This is a genomic window from Streptomyces sp. NBC_01471, assembly GCF_041438865.1.
Taxonomy (GTDB): domain Bacteria; phylum Actinomycetota; class Actinomycetes; order Streptomycetales; family Streptomycetaceae; genus Streptomyces.
The window spans coordinates 4,732,042-4,748,499 of sequence record NZ_CP109450.1 but is presented as its reverse complement, the minus strand read 5'-3'; the positions used below and the strand labels follow the sequence as shown (position 1 = coordinate 4,748,499).

Genomic DNA, 16,458 nt, shown 5'->3' with positions numbered 1-16,458 from the left:
CCGTATGCGGGGAAATATCCGCATTGCTGACATTATCGTCAGGCAGCCGACCGCCCCGGAAAGCCCCGGAAGGCCTCGGAAAGCTCCGGACAGCCCTGAGGAGACGCCCTGATGTCAGCGGACGAACCGGCGGCCGAGTCAGCGGACGAACCAACAGCCCAGTCAGCGGCCGGCCCCACGGCCGAGCCCGCGGCCGATCAGCAAGCCGCTCTGCTCGCCGACCCGTTCGGGCCGCTCAGGAGCAGGGACTACCTCATGCTCCTCGTACTCACCGCTGTCTTCGGCGTCGTACTCTCGGCCGGTGCCTACGGCTTCCTCCAGGCGGTCGAGCACCTTCAGAAGGTCCTTTACTCCAGCCTCCCGCACGCGCTCGGCCTCCACCACGTTCCTGTCTGGTGGCCGCTGCCCGTGCTCGCCCTCGGCGGGCTGCTGGTCGCGCTGACCGTGCGGTATCTGCCGGGCAACGGCGGTCACCAGCCCGCCGAGGGGCTCAAGACGAAGGGCGCCGCTCCGGCCGCCGAGCTGCCGGGCATCCTCCTGGCCGCTGTCGCCTCCCTCGCGTTCGGTGCGGTGATCGGGCCCGAGGCCCCCCTGATCGCGCTCGGCGGCGGCCTCGCCCTCTACGGCTTCCGTCTGCTGCGGCCCGGGGCCCCCGCGCCGGCGCAGGCCCTGGTGGCGGCGGCCGGCAGCTTCGCGGCCATCAGTGCGCTGCTGGGTTCGCCGCTGGTGGGCGCGTTTCTGCTGATGGAGGCTTCCGGGATCGGTGGGCCGATGCTCGGGATCGTGCTCGTCCCCGGGCTGCTGGCCGCCGGGATCGGCTCGCTGGTCTTCACCGGGCTCGGCACCTGGGCGGGGTTCGGCGCCGGCACGCTGGTGATCCCCAGCCTCCCCCACGTGGGGCGCCCCGATGTCGCCCAGTTCGGGTACGCGCTGGTGATCGGCATCGCGGCGGCGTTCCTCGGTACGGGCATCCGCCGGGTGGCCCTGCGGATGCAACCGGGGGTGAACCGGCGCAGGACGGTGTGGACACCGGTGGCCGGCCTTGTCGTGGCGGGGCTGGCCATCGCGTACACCGAAGGGACCGGGAAGGACTCGTCCGACGTGCTGTTCTCCGGGCAGAGCGCCCTGCCGCACCTCCTCCTCGGCACCAGCACGTACTCCCTGGGCGCGCTGGTCCTGCTGCTCGCCTGCAAGAGTCTCGGCTACTGCGTGTCGCTGGCGGCCTTCCGCGGCGGCCCGATCTTCCCGGCGCTGTTCCTCGGCGCCGCGGGCGGGATCGCGCTGTCCCACCTGCCGGGGCTGCCGTTCGTCCCCGCCGCCGCGATGGGGATGGGGGCGATGGCGGTGGCGCTGCTCAGACTGCCCATGACCTCCGTGCTGCTGGCCACGCTGCTGCTGGGACTTGACGGGGTGAGTGTCATGCCGCTGGTCATCGTCGCGGTGGTGGTCTGCCATGTCGTATCGGCACGGCTCAACCCGCCGCGGACGGAGGGCGCCACCACGCCTGCCGCGCCCGCCACTTCGCCTTCGCCGTCGCCCGCCTGACCCGCCGGGCTCCGGTGCCCCAGGGGAGTCGGCCGGGCACCGCGGGCGAGGAACACCACAGGCCCCACCAGTCACCCGCGCAACATCTTCACAGGAGTGAACGTCGTTACGTGGCTATGACATACCCAGCTTGACAGTCGCTGTCATCGCACAAGTAGGTTCGGTATAAACCTAATTTCCACTGCATACCGGCGTCCCCGCGCCGGGAGAAGGGACGCCCATGGGTTCCCACGCCCGCCCCAACCGGATACACCGCACCGGAGTCCGGATCGCGATGGTCGCACTCGTCGGGGCAGCCCTGCCCATCACCGCAGGCGGTCTCGCCGAGGCGGCCACCCCCGGCGCCGGTGCCACGCACTCCGCCGACGAGAACGGCCAGCAGGGCAGCGAGGCCACCACTCCGGCCCACCAGGACCAGGCCGTGCAGCAGCAGTCCCAGCCAGCCGGGTCCGCGCAGCACGCCGTCAAGGCCGCCGCCGCTCAGGACCCGAAGGACCAGGCCGCTCCCCAGATCACCGCCGACCACGCCTTCCTGCTGGATGCCCGTGACGGCAGCCAGGAGCGGGAGATGTGGGCCGGGGCCAAGGCCGACGAGAGCGTGCCGATGGCCAGCACCACCAAGATCATGACCGCCCTGGTGGTGCTCAAGCACCCGGAGTGGCTGGAGCACCAGATCACGGTGAAGCAGGAGTACCGGGACTACGTCCAGAAGGCCGGCGGCAGCACCGCCGACCTTCAGACCGGCGACAAGCTGACGGTCAGGCAGATGCTGAACGCCATGCTGATCCCGTCCGGCGACGACGCCGCCATGGCCCTGGCCGACAACTTCGGCACCGGCGCCACCCAGGACGCGCGGATCGCCGACTTCGTGGCCCAGATGAACGCCGAGGCGCAGCAACTGAACCTGACCGGGACGCACTTCGACACCTTCGACGGCATCTCGCACGGCAACAACCACAGCACCGCCCGCGACCTGGCCAAGCTCGGCCAGCGCGCGATGCTGCAGCCGGTGTTCGCCGACGTCGTGAACAAGACGCAGTACAAGACCGAGGCCCCGGCGGCCAACGGCCACACCCGGTACTACACCTGGAACACCACCAACGAGCTGCTGGGCAGCTACGACGGTGCCCTGGGCGTGAAGACCGGCAGCGGCCCGGAGGACGGCTACTGCGTCGTCTTCGCCGCCAAGCGGGACAATCGCACCCTGGTCGGCGTGGTCCTCGGGGACACCACTGACAAGGCCCGCTTCGACGACGCCGCCAAGATGCTCGACTGGGGCTTCGCCCACTGAGTAACTGACTGACTGAGCAACCGACACCCCCGGCGCTGCACACGCACTGAAACGTGCACGGCGCGCACCACGCGCACGTTCGGCGCCCCAGGCCCCTGCCCCGTCCCCACCCCCACGGCGGACGAGCGGGGGCCTTCCGTGTGTGGGCGGAGCCCTTCTGCACGGGTGGGGCGGGCACGGCGTTCCGGGCCGCGCGGAGGGCACGGTCGGCTGTTACGTGCCGTTACAGGTTCCGGACAGTCCCGCGAGAACTCCCCCGGCGGCCGGCCCATCTCACTTTCCGTAAGACGCACTCGACATGGAGGACCGGCCCGGGGCCGGCGCCGGAAAAGGGGAACCATGACCGCCAAGCTGAACCGAGCCGTCCGCTGTGCCGCCGCCGTACTGGCCGTCGTCGCGGTCGGCGCCGGTGCCACCGCGTGCGACTCGTCCTCCGGGTCCTCACCCAAGGCCGGTGCACAGGCCGCCGGTACGGCGCAGGACTCGTCCGGCCAGCAGGACGGCTCGCAGGACAAGGCCCAGGGAGGCACGGAGGACGCGGCCCAGAGCGCCGCACCGGACAAGGCCCCCGGCGGCGCATCGGACAAGGCGGAGAACCCCTCCTCCAGGCCCGGCATGAAGACGGCGGCTCAGACGGCCTCGCGGACCGATGCCGTGAACCCCGCATCGGCCGGCACCAGCAGCCGCTGCCACACCGGCGACCTGCGCTACACCTGGGGTGGCCCGCACGGTGGCGCCCCGGACATGCAGGACTCCACCGACCAGCAGGTGGCGACGATCCAGCTGAAGAACAGCGGCGGGCGCACCTGCACCCTGCGCGGCTTCCCGGGCCTGCGCCTGGTCAGCAAGTCCGGTGTGGCATGGGACCTGCGCCGCTCCGGGGACACGCCGAGCACCATGACCCTGCACCCCGGCGACGCCACGGCCATGGTCAGCTTCAACCTCCTGGCGATCCCCGCGGACTCCAAGGACACCAAGCCCTTCGTACCGAGCAAGGTCCTGGTCACCCCGCCCAACGAGACGACGCACGTCACCCTCGACTGGCCCTACGGCGGCGCCATCCTGGACCAGTCCGGCGCCACCCACCCCGGCACCTTCGTCAACCCGATCGGGGTGGGCTGAACCCCACCGCGCGCCGTGACCTGCCGACGGCTGCACCGTGGCCCGCCCGGTGCGGCCCGGGAGACGGAACCGGCGCGGCGCCCCGGTGCGGCGGGTGGCTCCGCTCCCCCGCCCCGTACCGCGGATCAGCCCAGCGAGGCGCGCAGCCCCAGGTTGCTGTTCAGGAGGCCGCCGTCCACCGGCAGCGTCACCCCGGTGATCCACGCGGCGTCGCGCGACGCCAGGAACGCGATGGCCGCCGCGATGTCGTCCGGAACCCCCACCCGGCCCAACGGGTAGTGTTTCGCGGCCTGTTCGAGAGTGCCCTCCACGCCGCGCAACGCCCATACGTCCGTGTGGATCGTGCCCGGCGCCACCAGATTGACCCGGACCCCGCGCGGCGCCGCGTGGCCCGCGAGCGTACGGGTCAGGCTGGTCAGGCCCGCCTTCGCGGCGCTGTACGCGTGGTTGCCGAAGTCCTGGGCCCCGTTGACCGATCCGACGCTCACGATCGCGCCCCGGCCGCCCGCCGCCGCGAGATGCGGCAGGGCGGCGCGCGAGACACGGAACGCGCCGCTCAGCGTGGCGTCCAGGTCGCGGTGCCAGGACGCGTCGTCCTCGTCCTCGAAGAGCGGGGCGTCCGGCGAGCAGGCGTACGCGTTGTTGACCAGCACGTCGAGTGCGCCGAACTCCGCCACCGCGTACGCGACGGCCGCCTCGACGGCGGACCGGTCGGTGACGTCGCACGTGAACGGCAGCGCACCCGGCAGTGCCGCCGCAGTCTTCTCCGCGCGGTCCCCGTCCAGGTCGGTGACCAGGACGCGGGCGCCCTCGTCGGTGAACCGGCGGGCGGTGGCCGCGCCGATTCCCCTTCCGGCGCCGGTGATCAGGACCGCGTAACCCTCGAACCGCCTCGTGGTATCCATACGCCGATCATGTCGCCGAGCGGACCGCCCTGACCAGGGCCTGGGCGCGCGGATCGGCGGTGACGCCCTTCTGGAGCGCGTTGGTCACATATCCCAGCGCGACCCCCGACTCCGGGTCCGCGAACCCGAGCGAGCCGCCCCGGCCGGGGTGGCCGAACGAGCCGGGGCCGAGCAGCGGGGCCGACGGGCCGTGCAGCATGAAGCCGAGGCCGAAACGGGTGTTCACCACGAGCACGCGGTCCGGGCCCGACGACTCCTCGCTGCGGGCCAGCGCGAGGGTGGCGGGGGCGAAGAGGCGGGGGCCGTTGTCGACGCGGCCGATCATCGCGGCGTAGACACGGGCCAGGGCGCGGGCGGTGGAGATGCCACCGGAGCCGGGGAGTTCGGCGGCCCGGTAGCCGGCGTCGTTCTCGTCGGGGAACGGTTCGATCGCACCGAAGGCGCGGCTGGTCAGCGAGGAGGGGTCCTGGTACGCGTCGCTGACGGACCGCTTCGGCTTGAGCTTGAGGCCGCTGCCGACCGGCGGCGCGGCGACGGTACCGATCCGGCCGACCCGGTGCGCCTCCTCGGCGGGGAGGCCGACCCAGAAGTCGATGTCGAGGGGGCGGGCGATCTCCTCGGCGATCCAGCGTCCGATGGTGCGGCCGGTGACCCGCCGGACGAGTTCGCTCAGCAGCCAGCTGTACGTCTGCGCGTGGTACCCGTGCTCGGTGCCGGGCTCCCAGACGGCCTGCTGGGCGGCGACGGCGCGCGGGCCCGACACACCGTCGACGGCCTCGGCGGGGGTGAGCGGGCGGTCGATGAGCGGGACGCCGGTGCGGTGCGCCAGGAAGTGCCGGACGAGGGCGCGTTCCTTGCCGCCGGCCTTGAACTCCGGCCAGTACGTGGAGACCGGGGCGTCGAGGTCCAGCTGGCCGCGCTGGTGCAGGAGCAGCGGGACGGCGGCGGCCACCCCCTTGGTCGCGGACCTGACGACCTGGGCGGTGTCCAGGGCCCAGGGTTCGGCGCCGTCGACGTCCTTCGTACCGGCCCAGAGGTCGACGACCTTGTGCCCGTCGCGGTAGACGGTGACGGCGGCGCCCCGCTCCGCACGGTGTGTGAAGTTCCGTACGAAGGCGTCCCGGACCGCCTCGAATCCGTCCGCCACTGTGCCCTGGACGTCCACCACGTCGCACTCCCACATCTAGCTGTACGCCCGGACTGGCGTACAGGGTCCATGGTGCGGTGCGGCTGCGGCGGCGAGTGCCGGGGGGTGGGTCTTTCCGTGTGACCGGCCGGGTCCGTGCGGGCGGCCCGGGTGTCGGCAGGTTGTCGGTGCGTGGTGTCCGCTGTCGGCGGGCTGTCGGCCGGGGCGGCCAGAGTGAAGGTCTGACCGGCAGCCCCGGCCGGAACAGCCGGCCGGTCCGCTCGTACGCAGGAGTTCGCCATGCCCACCACGCCCGCCACGCCCGCCACGCCGTCCGGAAATCCGTCTGCCCGGGCAAGGACCCGGCCGTGGGACGTCCACCGGCTGCCCCGGGCCGACGGCAGGACCTTCCTGATCACCGGTGGCAACGCGGGGATCGGATACTTCACCGCCGAGCAGCTCGCCGGGACCGGGGCCACCGTGGTCCTCGGCAGCCGGGACGCGGCGAAGGCCCGAGCCGCCATGGCCTCGATCCGCTCCCGTGTCCCCGGGGCCCGGCTCCGGCACCTGCCCCTCGATCTCGCCGACCCCGCCTCGGTCCGGGACGCGGCGGCCGTGCTGGGCCCGGACCCCCTCGACGCGGTCGTGCTCAACGCCGGGGTGCTGCTCGACCGGCCGCAGCGCCACGAGACCGCGCAGGGACATGAGTTGATGTTCGCGACCAACCATCTCGGCCATTTCGCCCTGGTCGCCCGGCTGGCACCGCTGCTCCGGGCGGCGGCCGCGAGCCGTGTCGTGACCACGGGCAGCTTCGCGGCCCGCTCGGAGCGGCTGGATCTCGACGACCTCCAGTGTCTGCGGGACTACCGGCCCAAGCGGACCTACGGACGGTCGAAGCTGGCCCAGATGCTGTTCGGCTTCGAGCTGGACCGCCGTCTGCGGGCCGCCGGGAGCGGGACGCTGAGCGTGGTGGTGCATCCGGGCGGCGCGCTCGACTCCCTCACACCGGACCGCCCGCCGGTCCACGCCCGGACCACGGGTGAGCGGCTGCGGGGCCTGCCCGCGGGCCTCCTCCTCCAGGGCAAGGAGGCCGCGGCCCGGCCCGCTGTCCGGGCCGTCCTCGATCCGGCGGTGGAGGGCGGACAGCTGTGGGGCCCCCGGGTGTTCGGGCTGCGGGGCAGGCCGAAGCCCGAAGCGGTCCGTCCGCACCTGGCCGATCCGGCGGTCGCCGCGCGCCTGTGGGAGGTCAGCTGCGAACTGACCGGCTCCGACCCGGCTTCCGGGCTCGTACGGGCGGCCACCGGCGGGCGGCCACCGGCCGCGTCTTAGGGCACAGGTGGCTTTGAGCGGGGTGCCGTCGCAGGTCCATCGACAGGGCTTGGCGTCGTGCTCGTCGTAGGCCGTGACGAACTCGCCGATCGCGTGGGCGAGGTCGTCACGAGAGGCGAACTGGCCTCGGCGCACCACCCGCCGGGTGAGCGTGGAGAAGAAGATCGTGCCGTGGCGGACGTACTCGGATTCTCGGCGGGCCGGCTGCCCGGGACGGGCGGGAACGTCGGGGTGTTTCCGGGACCGCGCGGTGATCCCGGTCTTCTCGTCCACCGAGAGCACCACTGCGTTCGGCGGGCAGACGCGGTACTCGGCGCAGACGTCGGCGGCGAACCGTTTGCGCCGTCGTTGGGTCGATACGGCGCTGCGGACGCTCACTGCGGTCGTGCAACGGACCGGGCTGCTCGGCCCAGGCGTGGGAACAGTCTTCTGGCACGCGACGGTGGGGCGGCGTTCGGATCAGTGCGGGGTGGACGGCTCGGTGCGTGCTGGGTTCCTGCCTCGCGGTGCGGCGGCCGGCCCGCTGGAGGCGAGGGCGATGAGGGTGTCGAGCGCGGTTTCGAGGGCACGGGGGTCGCGGTGGATTTGCGCGAGGAGCAGGCCCCCCTGGAGCACGGCGAGGAGGGTGACAGCGAGGTCGTCCGGGTCGATCTCGCTCGCGAGGTGCCCGGCCGTGTGAAGGGTTCGCAGGCCGTCGCCGATGGTGGCGGACCACTGGTCGAATCCGGCGGCGATCAGGGCGCGGGCCTCGGGGTCGGCCTCGGCGAGTTGGCCGCCGAGCGATCCGAGGGGGCAGCCTCCCCTGGCTTCGGTGCTCTTCGCCTGGCTGATCACCATGTCCCGCCAGCCTGTGAGCCCTTCGATGCTGCCGAGGTCGGCCTGTCGCTGATTGCCCAGGATGGTGTCGGCCTGGTGGTCGATGACCGCCTGGACGAGTTCGTCCTTGTCGGCGAAGTAGTGATAGAGCTGCGATCCGCTGACCTCTGCCGCAGCCCGCACATCGTCAAGTGTGGTGCTCGCGACGCCCCGCTCGTGGATCAGCCGGGCGGCAGCGTCCACGATCCGGGCTCGGGTGCGCGCCCCCTTTGCGGTCAGCTTCGGCCGGTCCCGCCCATCAGTTCCCATGAGTCCGATCCTAACATTTTATGGGTTTGACAACCCAGTCTGAATGCCGAAGAGTGGGTTGTGTAACCCAGTTTGAGTAAGGGAAAGAGGCCCCTCATGATCCTTGTCACCACTGCCGGGAAGGTCGGCTCCGAAGCGGTGCGCCTGCTCACGCAGCAGCAGATGCCGGTCCGGGTGTTGGTCCGGGACCCGGCGAAGGCGAAGGCGCTGGCGGATGCGGGCGCGCACGTCGTCGAGGGCGACTTGCAGGTGCCGGCGAGCATCGATGCGGCAATGGCGGGAGTGGCCGCGGTGGTGCTGGTCAGCCCCGCCGTACCCGCGCAGGAACTGAACGTCGTCGCCAGCGCCGCGCGGGCCGGGGTCGGGCACATCGTCAAGGCCAGCAGCAAGGCTTCGCCCGACTCGCCGATCGCCCGGCGGCGCGGGCAGAGCGAGATCGAGGCAGGGCTGGCCGCCAGCGGGATGCCCCACACCGTGCTGCGCTCGAACGCCTACATGCAGAACGTCCTTGCATTGGCGCCCGCGATCACCAAGACCAGCGGCTTCGGGTCCGCAGCCGGCAAGGGGCGCACCGGCATGGTCGACGCCCGGGACGTGGCGGCGGTGGCCGCCAAGATCGCCGCCATGCCCGCCGCGCACGCCGATAAGACCTACTGGCTCTCCGGCCTGGAAACGCTCTCCAACGACGAGGCAGCCGCCGTGCTCTCCAGGCTGCTGGGCCGGACCATCACCTACCGGGAACTGAGCTTCGAGGAGAACAAGGACGCGATGATCCGCGCCGGGGTCCCCGAGCGGATCGCCCACATGAACGCCCAGGCGTTCAGTCTGACCGCCGAGGGCGACGCCGACTGGGTCACCCAGGACCTGCCGACCCTACTGGGCCGCCCGGCACGCTCGTTCGAACAGTACGCCGGCGACTACGCCGCCTCGTTCGCGTAGACGGCACACCGAGAGACGAAGGAACGGGACCATGACGCTTCAGGGAAAGACCGCGCTCGTGACGGGCGGCACTTCGGGTATCGGCCGCGCCGTTGCAATGAAGCTGGCGCACCGCGGCGCGCACGTGATCGTGACCGGTCGCGACAAGCGGCGCGGCGAGGAGGTCATCGCCGAGATCGACGCGCAGGGAGGCAATGCCCGGTTCATCGCCGCCGATCTCGCGAACTTCGACGACGTGCGGCGCCTGGCCGGGGCCGCGGCGGATGTCGACGTGCTCGTGAACAATGCCGGCGTCTTCCCGGGCCGCCCGACCGAGCAGACCACGGAGAAGGACTTCGACCTCGTCTTCGACGTCAACGTCAAGGCACCGTTCTACCTGACCGCGACAATCGCGCCGCGGATGGCCGCCCGGGGCGGTGGCGCCATCATCAGCATCTCGACAATGGCGGCGACCATCGGCATGAGCGGCCTGGCCGCCTACGGAGCCTCCAAGGCGGCGATCGAGGCCCTGACCAAGTCCTGGACTGCCGAGTACGGCCCGCAGGGCGTACGGGTCAACGTCGTGGCCCCGGGACCGACTCGCACCCCGGCGAACGCCGCGATGGGCGAGATGTTCGACGCCCTGACCGCAACCGTGCCGGCACGACGAGGAGCGGATCCCGACGAGATCGCCGCGGCCGTCTGCTTCCTCGCCTCCGACGAGGCCAGCTTCATCTACGGGGCTGTGCTGCACGCCGATGGGGGCCGCGTCGCGGTCTGACCGCCGCTTGCGCGCGAACGTGCTGATGGGCGGAGGCCGATGGCGGCCCCGCAGGATCAACGCGGCGCTGCACTAGGCGGTGGCGGCCGGTCGGGCCGCCGCGCGCGGGTCGAAGCCGAACGGCAGCTCAAGCCGGTGCGCCCGCATCAGCGTCTCGTCCGCCAGGATGTCGCCGGTCGGCCCGTCGCCGACGATCACGCCGTCGCTGAGCACCAGGGCGCGCGGGCACAGCTCCAGCGCGTACGGCAGGTCGTGCGTCACCATCAGCACCGTCACCTCCAACGACCGCAGGATGTCGGCGAGTTCGCGGCGGGACGCCGGGTCGAGGTTGGACGACGGCTCGTCCATGACCAGGATCTCCGGCTCCATCGCGAGGACCGTCGCGACCGCGACGCGGCGGCGCTGGCCGTACGAGAGGTGGTGCGGGGGGCGGTCCGCGTAGGACTCCATGCCGACCTGGGTGAGCGCCGCGACGACCCGCGCCTCCAGCTCCGGGCCGCGCAGCCCGGACGCGGCCGGGCCGAACGCCACGTCCTCGCGGACCGTCGGCATGAAGAGCTGGTCGTCGGGGTCCTGGAAGACGATGCCGACGCGGCGGCGGATCTCCGCGAGGTTGGCCTTCGCGACCGGCAGCCCGGCCACCGAGACGGTGCCCGCGCCGCCGGTGAGGATGCCGTTGAGATGGAGGACGAGCGTGGTCTTGCCCGCGCCGTTGGGGCCGAGCAGGGCGACCCGCTCGCCGCGCTGGACGGCCAGGTCGACCCCGAAGAGCGCCTGATGGCCGTCGGGGTAGGCGTAGGCGAGGCCGGCGACCTCTAGGGAAGGAGGGGCGGTGGGGGTCGTAGTCACAGGGTCCATCCCAGCAGACAGACGCAGAGCGCGGCCACGGGGAGTGCCGCGGCGGACCGCCACTGCGCGCCCGACGCCGTCACTTCGTCGATGACCGGCATGGTCCCGGTGTATCCCCGGCTGACCATGGCCAGATGTACGCGTTCGCCCCGTTCGTAGGAGCGGATGAAGAGCGCCCCTGCCGACTTGCCGAGCACCCCCCACTGCCGTACGCCGCGCGCCTCGAAGCCGCGCGAGCGGCGGGCGATCGACATCCGGCGCATCTCGTCGGTGATCACGTCACCGTACCGGATCATGAAGGACGCGATCTGCACCAGCATCGGCGGGAGCTTCAGCCGCTGGAGCCCGAGGAGCAGCGAGCGCAGCTCGGTGGTGGACGCCAGGAGCACGGACGCGGCGACCCCGAGTGTGCCCTTGGCCAGCACGTTCCAGGCGCCCCAGAGTCCGGGCACGCTGAGCGAGAGGCCCAGGACGTGGACCTGGTCGCCGGGGACGACGAACGGCATGAGCACCGCGAAGGCCACGAACGGGATCTCGATGAGCAGCCGCTTGAGGAGGAACCCGGCCGGGATGCGGGCCACGGCGGTGACCCCGGCGAGCAGCACCGCGTACAGCGCGAACGCCCACATCGCCTCGCGCGGGGTGGAGACCACCACGATGACGAAGGTGAAGACGGCGGCGAGCTTGCAGTGCGGGGGCAGGTCGTGGACCGGCGAGTGGCCGTGCCGGTAGAGCTTGTGCGCGTGACCGGCGCCCATGTCAGACGGCTTCCGCGCGCGGACCGGCCGGGGCCTGCGTACGGCGGCGGCGGATCACCCAGAAGACACCGCTGCCCACGACGACCGTGGCGCCGACGCCGATCAGCCCGGCGAGACCGCCGGAGAGCCGGGCGTCGGAGATGTCCTTGACGCCGTACCCGGCGAGCGGGGAGTCCCCGGTGTGGTGCGGCTGCTCCTTGGCGTCGATGCCCTTGTCGTGGGCGACCTTCTCCAGGCCGTCGGGGCTGGCGGACGCGTAGAAGGAGACGAACCCGGCCAGTACGAGGGCGGTGATCAGCCCGATGCCCCAGATCTTGCGGGTGGAGCGGGCGGACCGGGCGGCGGCCGGGACCGGCTCGGCCGCGGGCGCGTCGACGAGTTCGCCGCCGACCCGGAGCTTGAGCGGGGCGGTCAGACCGCGGGCGCCGTAGACCAGGTCGGGGCGGACGGCGATCACGGCGCCGACGGTGAGTGCGGTGATCGCGGCCTCGCCGATGCCGATGAGGACGTGGACGCCGACCATCGCGGTGAGCACCTTGCCGACCGGGACATCGGTGGTGCCGCCCAGCGCGTACATCGCGGTGAAGGCGAGCGCGGCGCAGGGCACCGAGAGCAGCGCGGCGACGAAGGAGGCGGCGGTGACCGAGCTGCGGCGGCGGGGCAGCACCTTGACCAGGCCGCGGAAGACGGCGTACGCGACGACGGTCGTCACGATGGCCATGTCCGTGATGTTCACCCCGAGCGCGGTGAGCCCGCCGTCGGCGAAGAGGATGCCCTGCATCAGCAGGACGACGGAGACACAGAGCACCCCGGTGTACGGGCCGACCAGGATCGCGGCGAGCGCGCCGCCCAGCAGATGTCCGCTGGTGCCGGCGGCGACGGGGAAGTTCAGCATCTGCACGGAGAAGATGAAGGCGGCGACCAGACCGGCGAGCGGCGCGGTGCGCTCGTCCAGCTCACGGCGCGCGCCCCGGAGGCTGACGGCTATCGCGCCCGCGGCGATGACACCGGTCACCGCCGATACGGGGGCGTTGATGAATCCGTCGGGGACATGCATGTGGTGACTCTCTCCTCGCGATGGCGCACCGGCGGTGGTGAACCGTTCGATGATAGAGCCTTGTTGCGAACGGCTCGCAAGAGCGCCTGGCTCCCAGCTGCGGCGGCCGAGCGGTGGCCCAGCGGTGGCATCCCTGCCAAAATATGGGACATTGGAATACAAATAGCCTCAAAAGGCCTAATTGCGTATATCGCCAGATCAAGGGAGCGCACATGTCCCCCGCCGTCGAGGTGCCCGTACGAGGTCATGTCGTGACGGACGTCCCCGGCCAGTGGTCGGTGGTCTACGTCGCGCTCCAGTACGACCCCGAGGGTGACCCGGGCGCCGTGCGCTTCCTCTTCCCCGGCGGGCGGGAGTGGATCTTCGCCAGGGAGCTGCTCGAAGCCGGGCTGCGGACGCCCCGGCGCTCCGGCGACATCGGGATCTGGCCGTGCGGGCGGGCCCAGGTGGTGCTGGAGTTCTACTCGCCGGACGGGGTGGCGGTGGTGCAGTTCGACAACGCGCCGCTGATCCGGTTCCTGCGCAGCACCCATGCGAAGCCCCTCGACAAGACGCCCCGCGAGGAAGCCTCCCGCCACGAGGCGCCCCGGCAGGCAGAGGCCCCCCATGCCGTGGGGCATGGAGGGCCTCTGCGGAGCTAAGGCCTTTCGGAAGACCCGGGCCCGGTCAGGTCAGGCGTCGATCAGCTCCCGCTGCGTCTGGGCCTCGATGTGCTTGTTCAGGCCCTCGCCCTCGACGTCCACGTTCGGCAGCGCCCGGTCCAGCCAGCGCGGCAGCCACCACGCCCGCTTGCCGAGCAGCGCCAGGACGGCGGGCACGATGGCCATCCGTACGACGAAGGCGTCGAAGAAGACCGCGATGGCCAGGCCGAAGCCGATCATCTTGATCATCGAGTCGCTGGCTCCGATGAAGCCGGAGAAGACCGCGATCATGATGACGGCTGCGGCGGTGACCACGCGCGCACCGTGCTTGAAGCCGGTGACGACGGCCTGGCCCGGGGTCTCCCCGTGGACGTACGCCTCCCGCATCCGGGTGACCAGGAAGACCTCGTAGTCCATCGCGAGACCGAAGACCACACCCACCATGAAGATCGGCATCATCGACATGATCGGGCCGGTCTGCTGGACGCCGAACAGCGAGCCGAGCCAGCCCCACTGGAAGACCGCGACGACCGCGCCCAGAGCGGCGACCACCGAGAGCAGGAAGCCGAGCGCCGCCTTCAGCGGGACCAGCACCGAGCGGAAGACCAGCATCAGCAGCAGGAACGCGAGCCCGACGACGAGCGCCAGATACGGGACCAGCGCGTCGTTCATCTTCTGCGAGAAGTCGATGTTCATCGCCGTCGCGCCGGTGACCAGCACCGGGGCGCCGGTGTCGGACTTGACCTGCGCACCCGCGTCACGGATGGAGTGGACCAGGTCCTCGGTCTTGACCGAGGAGGGCCGGTCCTTCGGGATGACGCTGATCGTCGCGGTGTCGTGCGCCTTGTTGTAGAACGGCGGCGCCACCGAGACCACGCTGTCGAGCCTGGAGATCTTCTGGTGCACCTCGTCGACCGCGGCCTTGCCGTCGCTGACGCCCTTGACGTCGACGACCGTGGTCAGCGGTCCGTTGAACCCGGGGCCGAAGCCGTCCGAGAGCAGGTCGTATGCACGGCGCTGGGTGGTGTTGGTGGGCTGTGCCCCGTCGTCCGGCAGGCCCATCTCCAGGGATGCCGCCGGGATCGCGATGGCGCCCAGGCCGATCACACCGACGAGCAGCACCAGGACGGGGCGGCGCAGGACGACGCGCGCCCAGCGGGTGCCGTTGTTGGGCTTGACCTCGGCGCCCGGCACCGGCGGGTTCTTGCGGGCCTTGCGTCCCACCACGCGCTTTCCGGCGAAGCCGAGCAGCGCGGGGATGAGGGTGAGCGCGATGAGGACGGCGATCACGACCGTACCGGCCGCAGCGAAGCCCATCTTGGAGAGCATCGGGATGTTCACGACGGCCAGGCCGACCAGGGCGATGACCACGGTGAGCCCGGCGAAGACCACCGCCGAGCCGGCCGTGCCGACCGCCCGGCCCGCGGCCTCCTGCGGTTCCCTGCCCTCGGCGAGTTCCGCCCGGTAGCGGGAGACGATGAACAGCGCGTAGTCGATGCCGACCGCGAGACCGATCATCATCGCCAGCGTCGATGTGGTGTTGCCCAGGTCCAGCACGTTGGCCAGCGCCGTGATCGTGGAGACGCCGATGCCGACACCGATGAGCGCGGTCAGCAGCGGGAGCCCCGCGGCGATCAGTGAGCCGAACGTCACGATGAGCACGATCGCGGCGAGTACGACACCGATGATCTCGCCGGAGCCGGTCTCCGGCATGGCCTGGAGCGCGTCACCGCCGATCTCCACCGTGTATCCGTTGTGCTGCGCCTTGTCCGCGGTGTCCTGGAGCGCGTCCTTGGACTTGTCGGTCAGCTCCATCGAGCTGACCTTGTAGGAGACCTGGACGTAGACCGTGGTGCCGTCCTTGGAGACGGCCTTCGCCTGGTAGGGGTCCGTCACCGAGGCGATCTGGGAGGAGCCGGCGCTCAGCTCCTTCTCGACCGTCTTGATCTCGTCCTTGTTCGGCGCGGATGTCATCTTCTCGCCGGAGGGGGCCTTGAAGACGACCCGGGCGGTGGCGCCGTCGGCGCTCGCCCCCGGGAACCGCTGGCCCAGCAGGTCGAAGGCCTTCTGGGCCTCCGTGCCGGGTATCGAGAAGGAGCTTGCGGTCGCGGTGGCGGCGGAGGAGGCGCCGAAGCCGGCGAGCGCCAGCAGCGCCACCCACACCAGGGCGACATAACGGCGGCGCCGGAAGGCGAACCGTCCGAGCTTGTAGAGGTACGTGGCCACGAGGGCGTCTCCCGGTCAGGTCGGGTGGAAAGGGGCGTCATGAACCAGCCCGACGACGAGAGCGGCGTGTCAGGTGGAGAGATGTTCAGGTGTGTCAGGCGGTGGCTCAGGGGGTGGTCACGGTGGTGACCAGTCGTTGATCAGTGACCGATCACGGGTTGACCGGTGGCTGGGCGCCGAGAGCGGGGAGAACCACGGCGTCCAGATAACGGGAGAGGAAAGCCTGGTCGACAGGCTGCTCCTCCAGCAGCTGACGGGCGACGAAGGCGCCGACCATCATGTGCGGGACAAAGCTCAGCGCGGGATTGTCGGCACTGACCTCGCCGCGCCGCACCGCGCGTTGCAGCATGCGGTTGAGCCCGGTCACCTCGGGCTCGATCAGCAGCTCGCGCAGTGCCTGAAAGAGGTCCGGGTTCTCATGCACGGCGTGCATCAGCCCCCGCATCAGGGCGGAGTTCCGCTCCATCTCGCAGTCGTCCTCGCGCGCCACCATGGACTGGAAGTCCCCGTGCAGCGAGCCGGTGTCGACCTCGTCGATACGGACGGGCTTGTTGTACCGCAGGGCCCTGGCGACGAGCTCCGGCTTGCTCCCCCACTGGCGGTAGAGGGTGGCCTTGCTCGACCGCGTACGGGCGGCGACGGCATCCATGGTCAGGGCTTCGTAGCCGACTTCCCGCAGCAGATCGAGCGTGGCCGCGTACAGCTCACCCTCGCGCTCCGGCGTCAGTCTGCTAGCCATCCCCGGCCTTCCCGAGCGAAACGGATTCGTACACCACGACGGTACG

General features: G+C 71.3%; 15 protein-coding genes and 1 pseudogene. 7 read left to right on the top strand and 9 right to left on the bottom strand.

Features of this window, described 5'->3' with window-relative positions; translation table 11 throughout:
- Positions 1 to 111 precede the first annotated feature (111 nt).
- The 3 genes from OG285_RS21200 (at position 112) to OG285_RS21190 (ending at position 3,958) form a co-directional block, all read left to right on the top strand.
- Positions 112 to 1,545: a chloride channel protein gene (locus OG285_RS21200; protein ID WP_371791896.1), complete on the top strand. Its 1,434-nt coding sequence runs from the start codon at positions 112 to 114 to the stop codon at positions 1,543 to 1,545.
- Between the two features lie 220 nt (positions 1,546 to 1,765).
- A complete protein-coding gene (locus tag OG285_RS21195; protein WP_356834008.1) occupies positions 1,766 to 2,836 on the top strand; it encodes a serine hydrolase in 1,071 nt (356 codons plus the stop codon).
- 339 nt (positions 2,837 to 3,175) lie between these two features.
- The gene (locus tag OG285_RS21190) at positions 3,176 to 3,958 is read left to right on the top strand and encodes a DUF4232 domain-containing protein (protein ID WP_371791895.1); all 783 of its coding nucleotides are present in this window, start codon (positions 3,176 to 3,178) and stop codon (positions 3,956 to 3,958) included.
- 125 nt (positions 3,959 to 4,083) lie between these two features.
- Here OG285_RS21190 and OG285_RS21185 read toward each other — a convergent pair whose 3' ends face one another.
- Together OG285_RS21185 and OG285_RS21180 are read right to left on the bottom strand one after the other, a co-directional pair.
- The gene (locus OG285_RS21185) at positions 4,084 to 4,863 is read right to left on the bottom strand and encodes an SDR family NAD(P)-dependent oxidoreductase (protein ID WP_371791894.1); all 780 of its coding nucleotides are present in this window, start codon (positions 4,861 to 4,863) and stop codon (positions 4,084 to 4,086) included.
- A 7-nt stretch (positions 4,864 to 4,870) separates the two neighbouring features.
- The gene (locus OG285_RS21180) at positions 4,871 to 6,028 is read right to left on the bottom strand and encodes a serine hydrolase domain-containing protein (protein WP_371793578.1); all 1,158 of its coding nucleotides are present in this window, start codon (positions 6,026 to 6,028) and stop codon (positions 4,871 to 4,873) included.
- Between the two features lie 261 nt (positions 6,029 to 6,289).
- Here OG285_RS21180 and OG285_RS21175 point away from each other — a divergent pair, with 261 nt between their 5' ends.
- The gene (locus OG285_RS21175) at positions 6,290 to 7,318 is read left to right on the top strand and encodes an SDR family NAD(P)-dependent oxidoreductase (RefSeq protein WP_371791893.1); all 1,029 of its coding nucleotides are present in this window, start codon (positions 6,290 to 6,292) and stop codon (positions 7,316 to 7,318) included.
- Between the two features lie 165 nt (positions 7,319 to 7,483).
- Here the strand turns inward: OG285_RS21175 and OG285_RS21170 are convergent.
- Positions 7,484 to 7,639: pseudogene (locus tag OG285_RS21170) on the bottom strand (IS630 family transposase); the annotation flags it as partial.
- 138 nt (positions 7,640 to 7,777) lie between these two features.
- Positions 7,778 to 8,443, bottom strand: a complete 666-nt coding sequence (locus tag OG285_RS21165) for a TetR/AcrR family transcriptional regulator (RefSeq protein WP_371791892.1) — start codon at positions 8,441 to 8,443, stop codon at positions 7,778 to 7,780.
- 96 nt (positions 8,444 to 8,539) lie between these two features.
- On the opposite strand from OG285_RS21165, the gene OG285_RS21160 reads away from it, so the two are divergent.
- Positions 8,540 to 9,382, top strand: a complete 843-nt coding sequence (locus OG285_RS21160) for an NmrA family NAD(P)-binding protein (RefSeq protein ID WP_371791891.1) — start codon at positions 8,540 to 8,542, stop codon at positions 9,380 to 9,382.
- Positions 9,383 to 9,413: 31 nt separating this feature from the next.
- Positions 9,414 to 10,142, top strand: a complete 729-nt coding sequence (locus tag OG285_RS21155; protein ID WP_371791890.1) for an SDR family NAD(P)-dependent oxidoreductase — start codon at positions 9,414 to 9,416, stop codon at positions 10,140 to 10,142.
- A 72-nt stretch (positions 10,143 to 10,214) separates the two neighbouring features.
- Here OG285_RS21155 and OG285_RS21150 read toward each other — a convergent pair whose 3' ends face one another.
- From OG285_RS21150 to OG285_RS21140, 3 genes are read right to left on the bottom strand one after another with little or no spacing between them, the layout of a single operon-like run.
- The gene (locus OG285_RS21150; RefSeq protein WP_356833994.1) at positions 10,215 to 11,000 is read right to left on the bottom strand and encodes an ABC transporter ATP-binding protein; all 786 of its coding nucleotides are present in this window, start codon (positions 10,998 to 11,000) and stop codon (positions 10,215 to 10,217) included.
- Complete coding sequence (gene cbiQ / locus OG285_RS21145) at positions 10,988 to 11,749, bottom strand: cobalt ECF transporter T component CbiQ (protein WP_356833992.1); 762 nt, start codon at positions 11,747 to 11,749, stop codon at positions 10,988 to 10,990. The genes OG285_RS21150 and cbiQ overlap by 13 nt, the downstream gene beginning before the upstream one ends.
- Before the next feature lies 1 nt (position 11,750).
- Positions 11,751 to 12,806 carry an energy-coupling factor ABC transporter permease gene (locus tag OG285_RS21140; RefSeq protein ID WP_371791889.1) on the bottom strand — a complete coding sequence of 352 codons (1,056 nt, stop codon included), beginning with the start codon at positions 12,804 to 12,806 and terminating at the stop codon, positions 11,751 to 11,753.
- 212 nt (positions 12,807 to 13,018) lie between these two features.
- Here OG285_RS21140 and OG285_RS21135 point away from each other — a divergent pair, with 212 nt between their 5' ends.
- On the top strand, positions 13,019 to 13,447 hold the full coding sequence (locus OG285_RS21135) for an SsgA family sporulation/cell division regulator (protein WP_371791888.1): 429 nt from the start codon (positions 13,019 to 13,021) through the stop codon (positions 13,445 to 13,447).
- Between the two features lie 30 nt (positions 13,448 to 13,477).
- Here OG285_RS21135 and OG285_RS21130 read toward each other — a convergent pair whose 3' ends face one another.
- Together OG285_RS21130 and OG285_RS21125 are read right to left on the bottom strand one after the other, a co-directional pair.
- Positions 13,478 to 15,673, bottom strand: coding sequence for an MMPL family transporter (locus OG285_RS21130; protein ID WP_371791887.1), 2,196 nt, complete (start codon positions 15,671 to 15,673; stop codon positions 13,478 to 13,480).
- 151 nt (positions 15,674 to 15,824) lie between these two features.
- Positions 15,825 to 16,412: a TetR/AcrR family transcriptional regulator gene (locus tag OG285_RS21125; protein ID WP_356833984.1), complete on the bottom strand. Its 588-nt coding sequence runs from the start codon at positions 16,410 to 16,412 to the stop codon at positions 15,825 to 15,827.
- Positions 16,413 to 16,458: the final 46 nt, after the last annotated feature.

Coding starts and splice junctions, on each gene's coding strand:
- OG285_RS21140 (WP_371791889.1), bottom strand. CDS start 12,806: ATGCATGTCCCCGACGGATTCATCAACGCCCCCGTATCGGCGGTGACC.
- OG285_RS21160 (WP_371791891.1), top strand. CDS start 8,540: ATGATCCTTGTCACCACTGCCGGGAAGGTCGGCTCCGAAGCGGTGCGC.
- OG285_RS21195 (WP_356834008.1), top strand. CDS start 1,766: ATGGGTTCCCACGCCCGCCCCAACCGGATACACCGCACCGGAGTCCGG.
- OG285_RS21175 (WP_371791893.1), top strand. CDS start 6,290: ATGCCCACCACGCCCGCCACGCCCGCCACGCCGTCCGGAAATCCGTCT.
- OG285_RS21165 (WP_371791892.1), bottom strand. CDS start 8,443: ATGGGAACTGATGGGCGGGACCGGCCGAAGCTGACCGCAAAGGGGGCG.
- OG285_RS21150 (WP_356833994.1), bottom strand. CDS start 11,000: ATGGACCCTGTGACTACGACCCCCACCGCCCCTCCTTCCCTAGAGGTC.
- OG285_RS21190 (WP_371791895.1), top strand. CDS start 3,176: ATGACCGCCAAGCTGAACCGAGCCGTCCGCTGTGCCGCCGCCGTACTG.
- OG285_RS21135 (WP_371791888.1), top strand. CDS start 13,019: ATGTCCCCCGCCGTCGAGGTGCCCGTACGAGGTCATGTCGTGACGGAC.
- cbiQ (WP_356833992.1), bottom strand. CDS start 11,749: ATGGGCGCCGGTCACGCGCACAAGCTCTACCGGCACGGCCACTCGCCG.
- OG285_RS21125 (WP_356833984.1), bottom strand. CDS start 16,412: ATGGCTAGCAGACTGACGCCGGAGCGCGAGGGTGAGCTGTACGCGGCC.
- OG285_RS21155 (WP_371791890.1), top strand. CDS start 9,414: ATGACGCTTCAGGGAAAGACCGCGCTCGTGACGGGCGGCACTTCGGGT.
- OG285_RS21185 (WP_371791894.1), bottom strand. CDS start 4,863: ATGGATACCACGAGGCGGTTCGAGGGTTACGCGGTCCTGATCACCGGC.
- OG285_RS21200 (WP_371791896.1), top strand. CDS start 112: ATGTCAGCGGACGAACCGGCGGCCGAGTCAGCGGACGAACCAACAGCC.